Source organism: Paenibacillus puerhi, assembly GCF_009846885.1.
GTDB classification, from domain to species: Bacteria; Bacillota; Bacilli; order Paenibacillales; family NBRC-103111; genus Paenibacillus_G; species Paenibacillus_G puerhi.
The window spans coordinates 19713-38457 of record NZ_WUWM01000026.1 but is presented as its reverse complement, the minus strand read 5'-3'; the positions used below and the strand labels follow the sequence as shown (position 1 = coordinate 38457).

Sequence of the window (18745 nt, the reverse complement as noted above, 5' to 3'; positions counted from 1 at the left end):
AACAGCGGCAGTCAAACGTTTGATTTGGCTGTCGCTATTTCTATTCGATTCAAGCAGGCTTAGAGAAATTTGGACGGGGGGGAATTATAGTGTTTCTTAAAAGCCTTCGAGAAGGTAAATGGGTCTGGATAACCGAGATAGCAGGCAATTTGTTGAATCGTGTGCTTTTTTTCGTAGAGATAATCTCTTGCTCGGTTCATTTTAACCTGGTTGATATATTGACCCGGAGTGATACCCAATGCCTTCTTGAAGTAGGAAATAAAATATTTTTCAGATATGCCAACAAGCTCAGCAAGCTCACTCATTTTAATCGGAGTATGTAAATGATTATTGATATATCTAAATACCGGTCGCAATGCATCGAGACTTTTCTCTGATTTTCTTGATGAAAAGCCGTTCAAAAATGTGCCTGCATATTTACCATTACCGTAAATTTCAATGATTTTCGCTACAACTAGCATTAAACTAGCTTTTAAAGATAACTGCATGCCAGGTATATTGCTTATATTTTCTAACTGCATATAGTTTTTGCTGAAAAGGAGGGCTTCCTCACCGATGAGCTCCTGCGGTATGATCCCCGAAAGTGGAAAGTCGCTAAGGATTCGTTGCTGCCCGCCGATTTCAAAATCAAAGTGAATGTAAATAAACCGGCATTCATCATCGGGCGAAGCCGCCATATAGGGTAATTGGGGGTAAAAAAAGATCACATCTCCGGGATTTGCTGCATGTGTGATACCATTTATTGAAATATATATGGTCCCGGATTGAACGATCCAAAGATCGTAATCGATGTGAACTTTATGTTCACTCCAACCTTTGGGTTTAGTAAGCGCATGATAAGATTTAAGGTGAATCGTAATTTGTTCCGCCAATTCATTGAATATACTCATATCCATTAAGTTCTTATCCACTTGGCTACCTCTACCATAAGACATATCCTTCACAAAGAATTATATCATTTAAACTTACTAAACGCATAAAATCGTACTTTTTAACATGAAATGAAAACCATCTAATATTCCGCTTTTGAACCACAACCCTATAATTAGGTATGAGCACCTAGAGCTTAGATCGGTTAATAGATTATATTGGTTCAGAATCTTTCTCATCGAAAGATACCGTCCCAACACGTAGAGAAAGGAGAGCTGTACGGCATTCATTGAAACTTCGCACCGCGCCTCCGATGGGACCGTGAATATTTGCGAAATCGTCAGGGAGTATCATGAGAGCGGGTTTACATTTGGGATGAACGGTGTCGTCTGGGCTACGGTCTCTATGATGGCGCGTGCACGCTGCTCTGGTTGGCTGACAATACGGCCATCGTTTTCGTAACCGGTATCACGGTTCCGGTTGGCGGAGGGTTTATGGCGTATTCGGGGGTATAGAAAACGAAATTGGAAGCAGACAAATGCTCTGGCATTCGTATACTTCCCATTCGATGTGGTGCGGTTGATACAACCCCTTTTAAGTAGACAGTGCTATGTGAGAATTAATTATCTTTAAAGTCGTCTGGCTGAATTAAGCTCGAATCTTACAAGCGCTACTCGTTTTTTTCCATTCCTAACCAGAATTCAACATGATACTATCAGAGTGCATCACACTCGAACAACAGAGCTATACCTGGCTCGTGGGGATTTGAGGAGGGTACATGTAATGAAGGTCTTGGGAGCGAACATTGTGTATACTTTATTGTCAGTGGTACTTAATCATGTAAATGAATAAAAGTGAGAACTTGTCACCGGTTAAGATTCTTTTTACAGATGCGCGCATGAACAGGAGCAGGGAACCAGCAGTTGGCCGTGCTGATCCTGAAGCTGGGTGGGCAAGCTGACATTGATGAACGCATGGTGGCGTATAAGGAAAAGAAGAAGTAAATCAGATTATGTCAGCAGTTCCTTTATGAAAACGCTTACAGATGACTGGTCATCTCCGCGGCTTATTGATTTCCTGGTCTTTCTAAGAATGGAATATGCAAAGAAAATGTTTCGCGAGACAGAGGTTACGGTAGGGGGTGTTTCAGAGCATGTGGGTTATACGAATACAACGTCTTTTAAGAAAATCGTCGGCATGTCTCCCGGGCAATATCGGGAGTCTCAAGCAAAAAACGAAGAACGTAGATTGGCTGTTGACAATGACAAGTAAAGTCTAAAGAAGGGTGGCAATTTAGAATCGTTATGAGCAGATACTTTTATGGGACTCCGTTTGAGATGGAAGAGATCGTCGCTCCCCAATTCCCGGATAAGATTTTCTATATAACTGATTTCCAATATAATCAACGGGATGGAGAAGCTGACCATCGTATTATACAAAGGGCGATTGAAGCGTGCTCCGCAAATGGAGGTGGCACGGTAATTGTGCCCGAAGGAGAATGGTGGTCAGGGCCAATTCATTTACAAAGCAACATCCATTTAACATTTGAAAAAGGCGCAATTATTAAATTTAGTGGCAAATTTGCTGACTATCTACCTGTCGTATTTACAAGATGGGAGGGCATGGAGTGTTATAATTATTCACCTTTCATTTATGCCAAGGATTGCGAAAACATTGCCGTAACAGGAGAAGGTACGCTTATTGGAAATGGGGAGTATTGGTGGCATTGGAAAAAGCTCCAGCAGGATGCGGCAAACAGGCTATGCTATGCCGAGAACGACGGCATACCGGTTCAAGATAGAATTTTCGGTACGGAGCAAGACGCTCTAAGGCCTTCATTTATCCAACCTATTAATTGTAAAAATGTTCTAATTGAGGGCCTTTCTGTCAAGAATGGACCTCAGTGGACAATACATCCGGTATACTGCGAAAACGTTATAGTACGAAAAGTTGAGATTGTAAGTCACGGTCCTAATACCGATGGATTGAATCCCGACTCATGTAAAAATGTGCTGATTGAGGATAGCTTCTTCGAAACAGGGGATGATTGTATTGCAATAAACTCCGGCATGAATGAGGATGGCCGGAGGGTAAATACACCTTGTGAGAAAATAGTGATAAGGAATTGCGTCATGAAGGAAGGTCATGGAGGGTTAGTAATAGGAAGCGGAATGTCAGGGGGAGTGAGAAATGTATATGCCCATGACTGCAAAATCGGTGGGGGAGACCAAGGAATCCGTCTTAAGTCAATGCGTGGCAGAGGGGGATTTGTTGAAAATGTCTGGTTTGAAAATATAGATATAAACGATGTTAGAAAAGAGGCATTACAAATAAATATGTTCTACGGATATAGTACAGTTGTTCCAAAAACCCAAGCTCCTTCCGATTTCAATAATATAAACATCAAAAATATTACTGGAAAAGGTGCTAAAATCGCTGTTGAAATTAAGGGATTACCGGAGCGCCGATTAAAGAATATCAGCCTGGAAAACATTAATTTATCTGCTGAAAATGCAATAATTTGCACCGACGTAGAAAAAATAGACATTCGAGGACTCGATATTTTTGCAACCATTAATAAGAGTACGGATTTTGCAAATGTTCACGATTTGAAGGTAAAGGATTTATCTGTGAAATAAATGTTGTTCCAAATAAGACAGACCCTCATCCTTTCGGATGCATCTTCGAGTTACACCATTGAGTCCTTGGGAAGCCTCTAAGTTTTTCCAAGGACTTTGTACTGCCGAACGGTGGCGCGCCCAATATTTTTAGGAAAACGCTAATTGAATTATGAAGCGAAAAGAAAGCGGTTTCTTGGACGTGGCTTATACCTATATTTGAAAAGATGCCATGCCTGAAAGGAGGTGGTAGGAGGTATACTCAATGGATACAGGTCGTTAGTTAACTAAATAGACTCTTGGATTTTGGGGGCGATTTCGAAAAAGTCAAGTGTATTTTTGTAACAAAAACCATATTTTTGAAGTATTTTTTTTCCAGATCAAAATATGGTGCAAACGAAAAAATCCCTCCACAAATGTTGGAGGAAGCAAGATTGATGGTTCAAGGAAATTCTTGTCCATCTGCCTCGGCGAATGCCGAGAGGCATCTAAAACTAAGGAGGCATATGAATTGATCCGGAACATTAACAGTCGATTGAAAAAAGCGGGCGTTGCACTGCTCGGCGTCATTCAGATTGCGTCATTCGTCCCCCAGCCACCTGCTCTTGCGGCAGAAAATGCGGCAGCAAATCCGATGCAGTTCCAACGTCAAATGGAATATTTGGATCACGGGCTTGTAGCCGTAAAGGTGGACAGCGGGGTATTCGTCAGTTGGAGGCTTCTTGGGACCGAACCTTCGGGCATATCGTTCAACCTGTATCGGGATGGAGTGAAAGTCAATGCCGAACCGATTGCGAACAGCACGAATTTTTTGGATACTGGCGGTACCCCGGAATCCAAGTATATGATTAGGGCCGTGCTGAATGGAAAACAACAAGAGCATTCGAAAGCGGTCGGCGTCTGGGGCAGCAATTATTTAACTGTACCTTTGCAGAAGCCTGAAGGTGGCATCACAAAAGACGGTGTTTCCTTTGCATACACGGCAAATGACGCTAGTATCGGCGATTTGGACGGTGACGGCGAGTACGAAATCGTGCTCAAATGGGATCCAACCAACTCCAAAGATAACTCCAATGATGGAACTACCGGTGAGGTCTTCCTTGATGCTTATAAGCTCGACGGAACATTTATGTGGCGAATTGGTTTGGGCAAGAACATCCGGGCCGGTGCCCACTATACCCAATTTATGGTCTATGACCTGGACGGAGACGGGTGTGCTGAAATAGCTGTCAAAACGGCAGATGGTACAACGGATGGATTGGGCAAAGTCATAGGCGATCCAAATGCGGATTACCGTAATAATAAAGGCAGAATCTTGGACGGACCGGAATATTTGACGATTTTTAACGGCAAGACTGGTCAGGAAATGGTAACGACCGATTACGACCCGCCAAGAGGAACCGTAAGCGATTGGGGCGACAGTTACGGCAACCGGGTAGACCGGTTTCTGGCCGGCATCGCTTATCTGGACGGTCAAAGACCGAGCCTAATTGTGGCGCGTGGATATTATAATGCCCGCACGGTGCTCGTCGCTTACAATTGGCGTGATGGCCAGTTGACGAAGCAGTGGAGATTCGATAGCAAAACCCCGGGGTACGAATCATGGAGTGGTCAGGGCAACCATAGCTTAAGCATTGCGGATGTGGATGGAGACGGCAAGGACGAAATCATTTATGGAGCCATGACGGTCGACGATAATGGGCAAGGCTTGTACAACACGATGCTAGGGCACGGCGATGCTCTACATGTTGGCGATCTGGACCCGACTCGTCCAGGGCTCGAAGTGTTTAAGGTAATGGAATCTACAAAGTCTCCCTACGGAGCCGCTCTTTGGGATGCCAAGACCGGAACAGTTACCTGGGGAGTGTACACCGGGAAGGATACCGGACGCGGCATGTCGGCCGATATAGATCCCAATTATTTGGGTGAAGAGCAATGGGCCAGTACGGGGGTAGGACTTTATACCGTTAAAGGGCAAAAGATCAGCAGCAAGGGTCCTTCCATAAACTTCGGCATCTGGTGGGATGGGGACTTGCTTCGCGAACTGCTGGACAACAACCGTATCGACAAATGGGATTACAACAACTTCGTTAGCGTCAACTTGCTGACTGCGAACGGAGCCGGGTCCAATAACGGCACAAAGGCTACTCCCAGCCTGCAAGCCGATCTGTTCGGTGACTGGAGAGAAGAAGCCGTATGGAGAACGGAAGACAGCACCGCCCTGCGCATTTACACGACGACGGATCTCACGGAACACCGAATTTATACGTTGATGCATGATCCTTTATATCGATTGAGCATTGCTTGGCAAAATGTAGGCTATAACCAGCCGCCGCATACCGGATTCTATTTGGGAGTTGGAATGCAAAATCCGCCGGTTCCGAGTATTTATTTGACAGTGCCCACAAATGTTGATGTGCAGCCGACTGTGCTCAATCGGAAAAGCAACGGCAATGAAAATTCAGTGACGGTGAGCATTTCCCTACCGGATGGATATGAAGCTTCACGAATCAATCAGGAGACGTTACGGATGAAGGTGAATGGAGCTGAAATTGCCGCGCAAACTCCTGAAAAAGGACAAGGGAACAGTGGCTTTAAAGCCAAGTTTGACCGCCAGCAGGTTATTTCGGCGTTGGCCGGGCAGAACGGTCGTATTCCGGTTTCAGTTTCAGGTGTTTTGGAGGATGGAACACATTTTCATGGGAACGGGATACTTAACGTAATTCATTAATTAGGCTCGGCTGTATGCCTCGAAGCCGAAAAATAAAACAACTGAGGCCAAGTTCAAGGGAAATAATGTGTGATACGGTCAGACAGGTACGTCGAACGAATGGAATGAGAAGGGGGAATATCTATATGCGGAGTAATAAAAAATGGACGTTGCTGCTGCTTGCAGGCAGTGTAGCGGCAGCGCTTACAGGTTGTAACCAAGGAGGCGGTACGGCCGGCACGGACGGCGGATCATCCCAGCTGGGGAGCGATGCAGCGAATCAGCCGGCTAATCTTGTGATCACATCGGGTAGCGCTCTGGATGATGCGGTATTCGAAAAAAACTACGGCCAATACATTAAGAAAAAATTTCCTAATTATAATATCAGTTACATTAAAAAGGGCTCTGTAGGTTCGGGTACATCGATTAACGAACTTTTAGTGGCGGGTACAAAGATCGACCTGATTTTTGAATCGATAGGCTCGATGGTTGACGGTCTTATTCGACCGGGTCTTGGCGGGGACATTACCGACTTGGCAAAAAAAGCGAATATTGATTTAAACCGGTTTGAACCTACTTTAATTGACGGGATGCGTGCAGTAGCCGGTGGAAAGCTGTACGGCCTGCCGGTGTATAACTATACCTTGAATCTGTACTACAATAAGGACATTTTCGATAGATTCGGCGTCGCATATCCGAAGGATGGCATGACCTGGGATGAAGCGCTTGAGCTGGCGAAGAAGCTGAATCGTTCGGAGAACGGAACACAGTATCTCGGACTCGCGGTGTCGTCACAGCATATGCTGCGTATGAATCAATATTCGATCGGATATGTTGACGAAAAGACTCAGCAGTCCATCTACGACAACGAAAAATGGAAAACGATCCTCTCCACAATTTACGTGGGGCAAGCAGACGACGCCGGCTACCAAAAATACATGGAATCGAATAAAAACAAAATCCCGTACAAAGATGAGTTTTTGAAATATAAAAACCTCGCGATGTTCGGTTATTTATCGGATTTACCGATCTCTTATCCGGAAATGGATTCTATCAACTGGGATGTTGTGGCGCTTCCTACATTTAAGGACATGCCGAAAATAGGATCTCAATCGTATCCGCTTTATTGGAACGTCGCTTCCACCAGCACGCAGAAGGACGCGGCGATGCAAGTGATTAAATATTTAACCTCGGACGAATTCCAACTGATTCTTTCCAAGCGTGGGGAGCTGACGTCGCTGATTAATCCCGACATCCGGAAGGCATACGGCTCTGATTACCCCCGCAAAGGAATAAACTGGGGAGCGTCATTTTATAACCAGCCTGCGAAGGTGTCTTACAAATCCGCGTATGATGGCATCGCTGAGAAGCCGCTGAGTGATTTGACGCAATCTATCGCGGCGAAGAAGACCGACATTAACTCAGCGCTCAGACAGGCTCAGGAGGCAGCGAACAAAGCGATCACATCGGAAAAAAACAAGTAATACTTATACTTGGCAGCCGTTCCCGGTTGGGAACGGCTGCGTCTAGAAACATAAATATTTCAAATAGAGGAGCAATAATATGTATTCATTCGGATGGTGTACGAGTATTGATGATGCGGAGATGCTTCACAGGCTGGGATTCGACTACATCGAATGTACTGTCACTTCGTTAAAGCTGGAGGATGACTCGGAATTTGAGAAGGTTTTACCGAAGTATACGGATAGTCCGCTGCCGGTTCTTGCGTTTAACGTCTTTTTTCCAGGCGGCTTATCTGTAATCGGTCCTGATACGGATTCCGACCGCATTCGCAGATATGTATCGAAGGCAGCATCCGCATTGAACCGGATCGGTGCGCGTGTCGTGGTATTGGGCAGCGGTCGCGCCCGGAATGTGCCGGACGGTTGGGAGCGGGGACGCGCGGAAGAGCAGTTTGCTCAACTGCTGGGTTGGATGGGTGACGAATTTGATGGAACCGGTGTTACCCTAGTGATCGAGCCGCTCAATAAGAAGGAAACGAATCTAATCAATAATGTTTCGGAAGCGGTACGTTTTGCAAAGGAAGCCAACCGCCGCTCGATTCGCGTATTGGCGGATTTTTATCATATGGACGAAGAACACGAACCGCTTGATACGCTAGTGGAGCATAAGGACTGGCTGGCACACATTCATTTGGCTGATACAGGACGGTTAAGTCCAGGGACGGGGCAATACCCATATGAACAATTTATTCAGTCACTAAAAAAAGCAGGCTACTCCGGCCTCATATCCGCAGAATGCAGCGTGAAAAACCCGAAAGTAGAGCTTACGGCGGCTTTGGATTTTATGAAAAATAGGTTTAAGTAAGCATACCGATCCGATCGATCTTGTTTCAGCAAAATGTTCAAGCAGATCAATGGCGTTTCGCCAAGCATTTATCGAAGCAGGAAGCGGAGTGAGGACTAGCGTCTCCATGAAAACAAACCTAAAGCGGTATCTCCCATATCATTCCGGTGAATGGTCTCATAAGAAAATCGGGGATGTTTTCAGAGTCACTGTCTTTAGAAATAAATGGCCGAATCCTTATCAAAATACATGGAATGATGCATTGAATTTATTTTCATCTTCCTGAGTAATGGGAATAGGGAATAGTATACAATGAGATGCCTTCGGCCTGGACACCGTAGGCTTTTTTTATGTACTACAGATCCCCTTGAAACACATTGCAACAGCTTCATGTGTCGCCTAGAAAGCATTACACGTTTTTTAGGGCATCAAGATATCCGTTGCTCTTACCATTTTTTCCAACTCGAAGGTGCTTGCGTTTTATTACTTCAGACCAAAGAATCGATAAAGTAAAATCTTTTTATTAATATGCAATCTAGTATTGTTTATTACAAGTTTACTTTCGCTTTCTTACATTCCGATTCGAGACAATTAATGTTACTATTCATATATCTAGGCCATTCGAATGAGATGTTCTCATCGTGCGGCACAACGGAATCAATTTTTTATAACTCGAAGGGCGGCTTGGCGAAGAGCCGATCAAGCCTATCTTTAAGATGTTCATGGCGTGAGCGAATTATACAAGGAAGGTCTAATCGTAGGTAAGAGCGACGATAAGGTTTAGACTACACAATGCCACAAACCGAGAAACGATACGAACCGCGTAACTGTGTCTCGGTTCGGACTAGAAAAGTAATGCAATTTGAGAAGGAGATAATTAAACATGCAGGTTTTTAAGGGAATTACATTTCACAACGTGGATCAACTCGTGCCGTTTGAAGGCGGAGGTTGGACTCTAAGCCGTGTTCCTGCCCATGTGAGAGAGGAGCTGAACGAGGCAGCCAGAGTGGACCGGGCAGTTAATACGTGCGGCGTGGAGCTGCGCTTCATAATGCGGAGTGAGCGGGCGACGTTCACTCTTCGCCGGGACGAGGCGCGCCCCAATTCATCGCATGCGGCCGAAATCTATTACGGCCAGTTTCAGGCGCCCTACACCGTCACGCCGAGAATGATTGGAACTGAGCCTACGACGATCACTATCGAACGGCCGGATACGAAGAAGCTCTCATCGCTACACCGAGAGCGCGGTTTCATCTTTGATCCGGACGTTATAAGAATCGTGTTGCCGTACGATTGGAAGATTATCTTCATCGATGCGGAAGGTGACCTAGTCCCTCCGAAGCCGGAGCAGTTGCCGAAACGTCGGTATCTGGCTTACGGCTCTTCCATCACGCACGGCGGCGACGCCGTGCGTCCAACCGGATCTTATGCTATGCGCATCGCTGACCTGCTTGGCGTGGATCTATTGAATAAGGGATTCGCGGGTAGTGCCTATATGGACCCGGCACTCGGTCTTCATATAGCTGAACGGGACGATTGGGATTTCGCATCTCTTGAGATGGGTATAAACGTTATCGGGTTATGGACGGCCGAAGTATTCGAGAGTAGGATGCGTGATTTTCTGGCTGCCATCTTGGGAGGCAAACGCAATCGCTTGCTCTTCGTGACGGACCTATTTCTTTGTAACCGTGATCTGGATGGCTTGGATCGGATCGTAGCCTATAGGAAGGCAGTTCGCCGCGCAGTCGAGGATTTAGGTGATTCGAGGACCGTCTACACACCGGGAACGGAACTCTTGCGAAGCGTCACGGAGTTATCCGCCGATCTTGTTCATCCTTCGGCAGCGGGCCAAGAGGCCATTGCCCTGCGTTGGTCCGATCTCATGCGTCGCCGGATGGAGGCGGAATAGCATTGGTTTAAAAGCCAATTCCGCTTTACCTCTTAACAACCAATATCCAGCAGGAAGACTTGGTGGTAGCAAAGGGCATTTTTGTAGTCACTTGTCCGATCTTAGTTGCTGGGCTTGACACTTGATCGGGGGAGACGAAAAAGGTCAAAGATGCCATTTTTCTTACGCAGCAAATGAAAGGGTTCTGGAAAGAGAAGCGTCAAATGGACTACTGGCGACGGAGTGGAGACAGTCAGGTTAAGATTAGTCACTGCCGGGGCTACATTGTTAAGGAGTTCATGTTATTGGGATATTTCATATTTTTATTCAATCCATTGTGAAATGAGGCGTCATTGATGAAGTCGCAGAATTCCAAGGCTGTGTTGTTGGGTAAAATCGATATTACACAAGCGGGCTACCGTTGCAAAATGTTGCTAGGCGATTTGAACGGTGACGGTCGAATGGAGATGGTGCTTGTCCAGCCAGATGACAGGGCGGATGTGCGCCATATTCCGCACTATGTTCAGTGCATCACAGTCTTTGATCTGGATGGAAGGCTGTTGTGGCAGGTGGGTACACCTAGCACGAATGCAGGATCGCCTGGTTCAGATTACCCTGCCCAGGTGGTAGATATCGACGGGGATGGTCAACTCGAGGTAGTTTGCGTCATGGATGGTCAATTCGTTGTGATAGACGGTGCAACGGGAAAGACAAAACGTTCACATGAGCTTCCGGATCCGCAGGCACACGACTGCATCGTAATCGCCAACCTGACGGGAGGCCCACTACCGCAGGATATTATCCTTAAGGACCGTTACCGTAGGCTCTGGGCGTTCAACCGTGATTTCGAGCTGCTGTGGAAGCACAAAGGCAATCCGGGCCACTTCCCTTGGGTATACGATTTCGATGGGGACGGCCGGGACGAAGTGATGGCGGGCTACGAGATGTTGAGTCCTGACGGCGATGTACAGTGGGCTTGCCGCGATTTGGAAGATCACGCTGATTGTATTTGGGTCGGTGACGTCAATGGAGATGGCGAGCCGGAGCTAGTTATCGGTGGCAGCGTCACGGTCATGTACAATGCCAAGGGCATGGAGATGTGGCGCTACGACGGCTCCATTGAGTCGCAACACGTGGCGCTTGGCAGCTTCCGCATGGACCTGCCTGGATTGCAGGTGGCCGGACTTGATCGCATCGTTCGTGAGGATACGGGGCATGGTCGCAAAGGCAAGGACGGAATTTTCCTGCTTGATTCGGAAGGTCGGGAGCTCTTGAAAGAAGATCGCAAAACGGACGGATGGCTCACAATTATTGAGACGTTACGGGGATGGGACGATAGTGGAATTGACTATATTTTGGCTTATCGCCGGGGCGGCGGCGTCCCTCCATCGCTATACGATGGCTATATGAATGTCGTCACTGAGTTTCCTGCGGAGGGCTACGCTGTGCATGCGGATCTGCTCGGTAGCGGGTCGGAGCAGGTGATCATCTTCAATGATGAGTCGGCATCCATTTTCAGCAGCCGTAGACTGAGTTTGAGCAAAGGTACAGGAAGGCCGCTGTTGCAGACCAAGAGGCTGTACAGCTCAACCTTATATCCTGGCGGTGAAATTTTATGATCTATGTACTTACAAAAACGCATAAAGAAGGGCTGGTTCTATGTTTATGACGCCATCGCAAACCAAAACGCTGCTGGAAACTGTGTTTGAGCGGTTGATTGAAGCTAATGCGGAAAATTCCAACAATCATATGGATTTTCAGAAATGGGAGTGGCCGGCAGGAGTGGCGCTCTATGGCTTGTTCCACTACTACAAAGGCACAGGTCACCAGATGATGCTGGACTTCATGAAAGAATGGTTTGACCGGCAAATAGATTTAGGCCTTCCGCCAAAGAACGTCAATTCCGTAGCCCCGATGCTGACGCTAGCGCATATTTACGAACAGGGAAAGGATCCGAAGTATGGGGCACTCTGTAACGAATGGGTCAATTGGGTGCTGAATGACATGCCGCGGACCGAAGAGGGGGGCTTGCAGCATATCACTATCAGAGCCGACAACTAAGGTCAGCTCTGGGACGACACGTTGTTTATGACCGTGTTGTTCCTTGCCAAGATGGGCCGCATAACAGGCCGTCAGGAACTGCTGGACGAGGCGGAATACCAGTTTCTGCTGCATATTAAATATCTACATGACCCGTCCACAGGTTTATGGTACCATGGCTGGAACTTCATTGGTCGTCACGCCTTCAACAAGACGTTGTGGGCCCGTGGAAATTGCTGGTTCACCGCAGGGGCAGTGGAGTTTCTCGAGATCTCCGGCTCTCAGGGAGCAGTGAAGCGGTTCGTGCTAGAAGCCCTTAACTCGCAGATAGAGCGATTGGCCGAATTTCAGGCTGAAGACGGCATGTGGCATACCGTTCTTAACGATCCGAGCTCCTATGTCGAGACGTCGGCGACCGCCGGGTTCGGCTATGGGATTCTTAAGGGAGTTCGCTGTGACTTCGTAGACCGGCGCTTCAAAGACGTCGGTCGGAAGGCAATGCAGGCAGTATTTAGACGAATCGAGGCGGACGGCACGGTAAACCAGGTGTCCTTTGGAACTGCTATCGGGATGAATGACGAGCATTACAAGAGCATTCCGATTACGCAGACGGTCTACGGACAAGCACTCGCGATCCTTTTGCTGACCGAAGCGTCGAAGTGAATGATTTATTGTTCCTGGTCTTTAATTCTCCTGCTAAACTCATAAAGGGTGGGATGTTTTTTTTTTCGATGTAGTATCGGAATTTGGACGATGGAGTCATCGCAGCAGTCAACGACTGCAACAATTATTTGGACTACTACGAGACGGAAGTCGGACAAAGTGTCGAAGTTACCCCTTGGATCAGTCAGTACTGTAAATTCCTTCGCGAGAGCCGACTGACGGAATCACACCAACGGGACAATGCATGTTTCATGAAGAGAATGTGGACACCACAGAAACAAGATGTACTCGCGGTTGACATTGATATAAAATTCGCTTTGTGATGTACATTTTAGGATTTAGGATTCCTGCGAGAAAGACATAATCATATCGGCAAAGGGTGCTTTATTCTCTCAAGGAATTTCATTAGATATGCCGAAAAGACCAGTCGTAACAAGGGATTCGGAATCCAGCATATCAACAGAATCATATCTATTGTGTATTTCGCAACGTTCAAAGTATAGTGTGGTTACATTTGGTTCGTTCAATTGGGCTCAGGCACCAAAGCTTATAACGATATAGAGAGGAGGGTTACACATGAACAAAAGTTCTACAAATATCAAACCGCATTTCATTGAGACTGGTGCTAGATTCAATATTGGACACGGAGAACCGAGAGTGCGAAAATAATAGCATTCTGGCTCCGGGCAACTTATTCGACACGTTAAAGAAAAACGTCCCAGGCGGAGAGTTTGTCGCGATGGATCCCTTTACGAATGAGGAAGGAAAGCATCCGAAAATATTTACGGTCCGTCCGGTATGCACATTATGATTCTGAAGTCGAGCAAACATGCGGTGGAAGCGATTAAATAATTGGATTGGATGTTTCCGCAAGACGTGTTATTCACGTTGACAAATGGCATCGAAGGCCAGTATTACATGCTCGAGAATGGCTTCCCGAAAGCAATCACAACAGATGAAGCAAAGAAAACCTTCTATAATAACGTCGATATTGCAATTATAGTTAATGGTAAAGATTATGGATCCCTGGAAAAAAATATCGAAGCGACCACTCTTGCATTTCCGGACTATAGAGAGCTCGCTAAGCAAAGCATACTCAACGGGCTGGCAGACGGATATATAGAGCCCCGATTCGATCGACCGATTGATGCCGAGAACAAATACAACAAAACGCTTGTGGATAAATCCCAGGAGACTGTCGTGAAGAGTATTTTGGCCAAGCCGGAGGACTTCAACAAAACCTTCGATTCGATGACTCAGGAATTTTTGAAGCTGGGCGGCCAAGCCGTCATTGACGAACGCAGAGCGGCGTATAAGGAAATGAAGTCGAAATAAAGGCAGAGGAGTGGAGATATGAAAGACCAAAATCCCAATTACATCAAGCGAATGCTGCTTTCATATCTCCCCATTTTGTTTGTAACGGTTAGCATACTGATCTTTATCTTCTTTTCCATATTTAATCAAGTCAATGTTCGTAATGCCATTAAAGCGAATCACTTAACGGCGGCCTTTATCGTGAATGTGGTCGACAACACGCTGAAGGGCATGGCTGACGATGCACAGAAGATGGCGGATACGAACGGACAGCTGCGCTATTTCCTTGAAGGTCCTTCAGACCGGGCACTTGAATTCGATATTTCCAATTTACTGAGCAACCTCATGGATCTTCGATACGGGCTGATCGATTCTATATACTTGTATCGGGCTAAGGATGGCTAGGTGCTTGATCAAAATGCGTTGCGTTCGATTGAACAATTCCCGGACCGCAGTTATATGCGCAGCTCCTTACAGCAAACTCTGACAGGGGTTTGGTCTTCACCACGGTTTATAGAGAATGACGGGAAAGACATGTCTACATCCGTCATCTCGTTAATCTTAAAAATACCGCATGATTCCGGAAGTCTTTGATATTTAATCATCAATGTCAATCTTTCTTCGCTAAAATCATTTATTAATCAGATGATCAACCAAGAAGTAACCGAGGTGCAGATATTCGACTCCCAAAGAAAGCTTTTCTTCGAGGGTCACTCAGCCTCATCTAATAATGGTTTGAATTCAGATATCGTATCCAATTATACGAACTGGAAATACCAGATTAATATTAAAGGCGGCAAATGGTTTGTTAATCTGGTTCATGGCAATACAATTTGGCTTATGGGTGGGCCTAGGATCGATCATCTTTGCTATATGCTCGACGTTGTACGTAACCCGGAAAAGCTACATGCTGATCAAAGCGATTTTACAGCGTATTGATCGGTTCTCTTCTGTTGTGAAGCCCATAGAACAAAAAGGAAATGAATTTGCATTTATCGAACAAGCTATGGAACGTTTAATAACAAGTAATATGGATTTTCAGGAAAAACAGCAGGAACACCAGGTTATCCGGAGCAGCAATTTCTGCAAATTCTGTTAAAGGGCGAATATGAGGACGACCGGGCTGCGTGGGAACAGGAATGCAGGGGATGACTGTATCGCAATAAACTTAGGTATGAATGAGGATGGATGGAGAGTAAATAAGCCTTGTGAGAATAATATTATCAGGAATTGAGTAATGAAGAAAGGACATGGCGGATTAGTAATAGGAAGCGGAATGTCCGGAGGAGTCAGATATGTGTACGCCCAGCACTGCAAAATTAGTGGGGGAGATCGGGGAATCCGACTTAAGTCCATGCGAGGCCGGGGTGGCTTCGTTGAAAATATCTGCAATGCATGGGCCACTTATACCATGGCGCAAGCCTCCATGATGCTGAATCCGTTCATGCCCATGTGGATGCAGATCGGTGGCGCTCTCGGCGATCAATTGAGCGCACTAGTCCGGCTGCAGTCACCGGAAGGACTGTGGCGGACGGTGCTGGATGATGACACCTCTTATCTGGAAACCTCCGCTTCCGCAGTCATCGCTGCCGCCTTGGTACTCAAGGGCCATCCGCTGCACGAGCAGGCCATTGCCAAAGCGTATGAAGGAATTGTAGCCCAGATCGATGATGACGGTTCGATTCGGAAGGTGTCAGCGGGAACAGCCGTGATGTATTCTGCAGAAGATTACAAGGCTATTTCCACCAAAAGAATTCAGGGTTGGGGGCAAGGACTGACACTGGCGTTTCTGGTGTCGTTGCTCCAGCGCCAGGGAGAATAGAGCATACAGATTGTACAGGCGCGCTTCATAGTTCCGCAAATCCAACGCTGGATTTGGCGGAACTATGAGGCGTTTGAGTTTGACCATCATATGGATAAGTAAAAAGGCGGGAAACGGATGCTCAATAAACTTAGGTCGTTTTTTACATCAGAATCTGGATGGGCACGCAAGAAGGTACTGATCGTGGCTTCGCTGCTTGCGACGATTCCCGTGTTAGTCATGGGAATGTCTGCTTATTATATGATTAGCGGGGCATTCAAGGAAGAGATCCGGCTGGCCAATAGACAGACCATGCTGCAAATTCAACAGCGGATTGATGAGAAGCTGGTCATGCTGGAGAAGGTGACCCTTCAGAATGCGGTCAACCCGGTACTTGCCCAGTTTCTTTCTCTGGAGAATCCGGAGGATGATTTCGAAACATTCGGCAAGACGATGTCACTCTTGAACTCCATGCAGGTGTTGATCCAGGACGTTGACAATGTGTACCTGTATCGTCCGGATAAGCGTCTGGTCATCTCTCCCAACGCTGGGATGAAAGGGGAAGAGATGCTCCCCGCGCACATAAGGGAGGCCGTCAGTCTAAATCCGTCAGGCGTGTGGATTGATCATGCTCTGGATTCCAGCCTGGTGCGGGAGGGCTTCCATCGGATTACGTACGTACGGCGAATCCACGCTTCCAATTCTTCATCGGACGGCTATTTACTGCTTAACTTAAACGATACCGCTTTTTTTCGCGTATTTAGCAATATGCAGCTGGGTTCCAGAGAACTGCTGATTGTAACGCCCAGCGGCAACATATTCTCCAATGGGGGCAGCGCTCTTCTGCCGAATCAGTTGCGCCAGTATGAATTTATCGATCAGCTGATGAAATCCGACATAAACGAAATGCTGCTGCAAGAGCAAGTGGCTGGCCGGAGCATGTTCATTACATCCTTAAGATCCAGCTATAATGGGTGGAAATATGTAACCATTATTCCATATAGCGATCTGACCCGATATCTGGACGGAATTAAGCAAACCACCTTCCTGATTTGCTTCCTGCTTGTTGTAATCAGCGCTGTCTCCGCGGGACTATTTTCCAAAGGCTGGTACCGACCCTTGCAGTCTTTGGTCGACCTAATCAAGAATAAAAGCGGACCTGTCGAATTCCACAGAAATCAGAGTGAGTTCGCTGTCATTCGTAATTATTTTGAGTCGTTGCAAAAGAGCAACGAGCTTCTGGATAAACAGATCAAGGAGTCCATGCCCCTGCTACGGGTTAATTTTATCCAGAATCTGTTGTCCGAACCGTTCCACAGCAGTATGACCGACCGGGCCAAGTATTATGATATTCCGCTCAAGCATGCCTACTACACGGTCATCTGCGTAGAGTTGGACAATATGCGGGGCCACACGGAGCAGGACATCAATCTCTTCTACTATGCGGTGGCCAATATCTCAAGGGAAGTTACCAGCCATCATGCAGAGGGAATTGTCATCCGCATGTACAGCGGCCATATTGCGATTCTGATTAATCATGCTGCGGAAGAAGACTCCTTGCTCGTTGATTTGAAATCGGTATCATTCCGAGTTGCCGAGGAAATACGCAACGTATCCGAGAATTTGCTTCACATCACGGTCACCATGGGGATCGGCCGCAGCTATGAGGGACTTGCCCAAGTGAGGGCTTCGTACTGCCAGGCACTGGAGGCGTTAGAATATCAACTGATTGCAGGTAGCGGCAGAGTGCTGTTTATCGAACAAATCAAGCCAGGAGCCGCGTCCTTCTCCTATCCGTACGAGATTGAACAGCAGATTGTCACCCACTTGAAAATGGCCAATCTAGCCTCCATACACAGCTTCATAGATGAATTCAATCAAGCGCTCAAGACCGAAGTAGCCAACAGTGAATACGTCCGTCAATCCTTCGCCCAACTTATTGCCGTATCCCTTCGCTCCTTATTTGAGCTGGATTCCAATTTTCCGCAGCTCCACGAGTACAACCTGTACCAACATCTCAATGAATTGAATACCTCGGAGAAGATCGTTCACTGGCTGAAAACAGAGGTATATCCGCCCATTGTTGAACATATCCACAACAGAATGGTTCACCGGAACCACGGCACCATTCAGATGACATTGGACCATATTCACCGCTATTACGATACGGACCTGTCTCTGACCCTGTTTGCCGACATGGTTTCCATGCCGGTTTCCCAGTTTAGCTATATGTTCAAGGAAGAGATGGGGATTAACTTCTCCGAGTATTTGATTTCCCACCGGATGGAGAAGGCCAGGGAGCTGCTGGAACAGACAGATACGCGGATTTCCGATATTGCCGAGAAGCTCCGGTACAACAACTCGCAAAATTTCATCCGTATCTTCAAGAAGATGAACGGAATGACTCCTGGCGAATACAGAAGCCGCTATTCCAGGCCTGACAAGGGATAATCTTAATTTAAGATTATATATTTCGCGGTTATGACGTGGTAATCTCAGAATCAGAAAGAGATTAACCAGTTATTTCGGTGGGA

Annotated in this window: 13 protein-coding genes and 2 pseudogenes; 14 read left to right on the top strand and 1 reads right to left on the bottom strand. The window is 46.6% G+C overall.

The window, feature by feature from the left end; all coding sequences use genetic code 11:
- Positions 1-59: 59 nt before the first annotated feature.
- Positions 60-911 (bottom strand): AraC family transcriptional regulator, encoded by an 852-nt coding sequence (locus tag GSF01_RS21305; RefSeq protein WP_235941660.1) that lies wholly within the window; start codon positions 909-911, stop codon positions 60-62.
- Positions 912-1289: 378 nt separating this feature from the next.
- Between GSF01_RS21305 and GSF01_RS30440 the strand changes: the two are divergent.
- From GSF01_RS30440 to GSF01_RS21230, 14 genes and pseudogenes are all read left to right on the top strand, one after another.
- Positions 1290-1385, top strand: a pseudogene (locus GSF01_RS30440) (D-mannonate oxidoreductase); the annotation flags it as partial.
- 448 nt (positions 1386-1833) lie between these two features.
- Positions 1834-2142 (top strand): helix-turn-helix domain-containing protein, encoded by a 309-nt coding sequence (locus tag GSF01_RS21290; RefSeq protein WP_159887317.1) that lies wholly within the window; start codon positions 1834-1836, stop codon positions 2140-2142.
- A 65-nt stretch (positions 2143-2207) separates the two neighbouring features.
- Positions 2208-3509 (top strand): glycoside hydrolase family 28 protein, encoded by a 1302-nt coding sequence (locus GSF01_RS21285; protein WP_159887316.1) that lies wholly within the window; start codon positions 2208-2210, stop codon positions 3507-3509.
- A gap of 535 nt (positions 3510-4044) precedes the next feature.
- On the top strand, positions 4045-6219 hold the full coding sequence (locus GSF01_RS21280) for a rhamnogalacturonan lyase (protein ID WP_456238671.1): 2175 nt from the start codon (positions 4045-4047) through the stop codon (positions 6217-6219).
- Positions 6220-6344: 125 nt separating this feature from the next.
- Positions 6345-7682: an ABC transporter substrate-binding protein gene (locus tag GSF01_RS21275; RefSeq protein WP_159887315.1), complete on the top strand. Its 1338-nt coding sequence runs from the start codon at positions 6345-6347 to the stop codon at positions 7680-7682.
- A 79-nt stretch (positions 7683-7761) separates the two neighbouring features.
- The gene (locus GSF01_RS21270) at positions 7762-8526 is read left to right on the top strand and encodes a sugar phosphate isomerase/epimerase family protein (RefSeq protein WP_159887314.1); all 765 of its coding nucleotides are present in this window, start codon (positions 7762-7764) and stop codon (positions 8524-8526) included.
- Positions 8527-9388: 862 nt separating this feature from the next.
- Positions 9389-10414: a GDSL-type esterase/lipase family protein gene (locus GSF01_RS21265; RefSeq protein ID WP_159887313.1), complete on the top strand. Its 1026-nt coding sequence runs from the start codon at positions 9389-9391 to the stop codon at positions 10412-10414.
- 335 nt (positions 10415-10749) lie between these two features.
- The gene (locus GSF01_RS21260; protein WP_235941659.1) at positions 10750-12012 is read left to right on the top strand and encodes an FG-GAP-like repeat-containing protein; all 1263 of its coding nucleotides are present in this window, start codon (positions 10750-10752) and stop codon (positions 12010-12012) included.
- A gap of 40 nt (positions 12013-12052) precedes the next feature.
- A pseudogene (bglB, locus tag GSF01_RS29825) lies at positions 12053-13096 on the top strand (beta-galactosidase BglB).
- A gap of 852 nt (positions 13097-13948) precedes the next feature.
- Positions 13949-14431: a type 2 periplasmic-binding domain-containing protein gene (locus tag GSF01_RS21250; RefSeq protein WP_235941658.1), complete on the top strand. Its 483-nt coding sequence runs from the start codon at positions 13949-13951 to the stop codon at positions 14429-14431.
- An 18-nt stretch (positions 14432-14449) separates the two neighbouring features.
- Positions 14450-14815, top strand: a complete 366-nt coding sequence (locus GSF01_RS21245) for a hypothetical protein (protein WP_159887312.1) — start codon at positions 14450-14452, stop codon at positions 14813-14815.
- Positions 14816-15317: 502 nt separating this feature from the next.
- Positions 15318-15509, top strand: coding sequence for a hypothetical protein (locus GSF01_RS21240; RefSeq protein ID WP_159887311.1), 192 nt, complete (start codon positions 15318-15320; stop codon positions 15507-15509).
- Positions 15510-15647: 138 nt separating this feature from the next.
- Positions 15648-16232: a glycoside hydrolase family 88 protein gene (locus GSF01_RS21235; RefSeq protein ID WP_159887310.1), complete on the top strand. Its 585-nt coding sequence runs from the start codon at positions 15648-15650 to the stop codon at positions 16230-16232.
- Between the two features lie 117 nt (positions 16233-16349).
- On the top strand, positions 16350-18662 hold the full coding sequence (locus tag GSF01_RS21230) for a helix-turn-helix domain-containing protein (RefSeq protein ID WP_159887309.1): 2313 nt from the start codon (positions 16350-16352) through the stop codon (positions 18660-18662).
- Positions 18663-18745 lie beyond the last annotated feature (83 nt).

Coding starts and splice junctions, on each gene's coding strand:
- GSF01_RS21285 (WP_159887316.1), top strand. CDS start 2,208: ATGGAAGAGATCGTCGCTCCCCAATTCCCGGATAAGATTTTCTATATA.
- GSF01_RS21275 (WP_159887315.1), top strand. CDS start 6,345: ATGCGGAGTAATAAAAAATGGACGTTGCTGCTGCTTGCAGGCAGTGTA.
- GSF01_RS21270 (WP_159887314.1), top strand. CDS start 7,762: ATGTATTCATTCGGATGGTGTACGAGTATTGATGATGCGGAGATGCTT.
- GSF01_RS21265 (WP_159887313.1), top strand. CDS start 9,389: ATGCAGGTTTTTAAGGGAATTACATTTCACAACGTGGATCAACTCGTG.
- GSF01_RS21260 (WP_235941659.1), top strand. CDS start 10,750: ATGAAGTCGCAGAATTCCAAGGCTGTGTTGTTGGGTAAAATCGATATT.
- GSF01_RS21245 (WP_159887312.1), top strand. CDS start 14,450: ATGAAAGACCAAAATCCCAATTACATCAAGCGAATGCTGCTTTCATAT.
- GSF01_RS21240 (WP_159887311.1), top strand. CDS start 15,318: ATGCTGATCAAAGCGATTTTACAGCGTATTGATCGGTTCTCTTCTGTT.
- GSF01_RS21235 (WP_159887310.1), top strand. CDS start 15,648: ATGAAGAAAGGACATGGCGGATTAGTAATAGGAAGCGGAATGTCCGGA.
- GSF01_RS21230 (WP_159887309.1), top strand. CDS start 16,350: ATGCTCAATAAACTTAGGTCGTTTTTTACATCAGAATCTGGATGGGCA.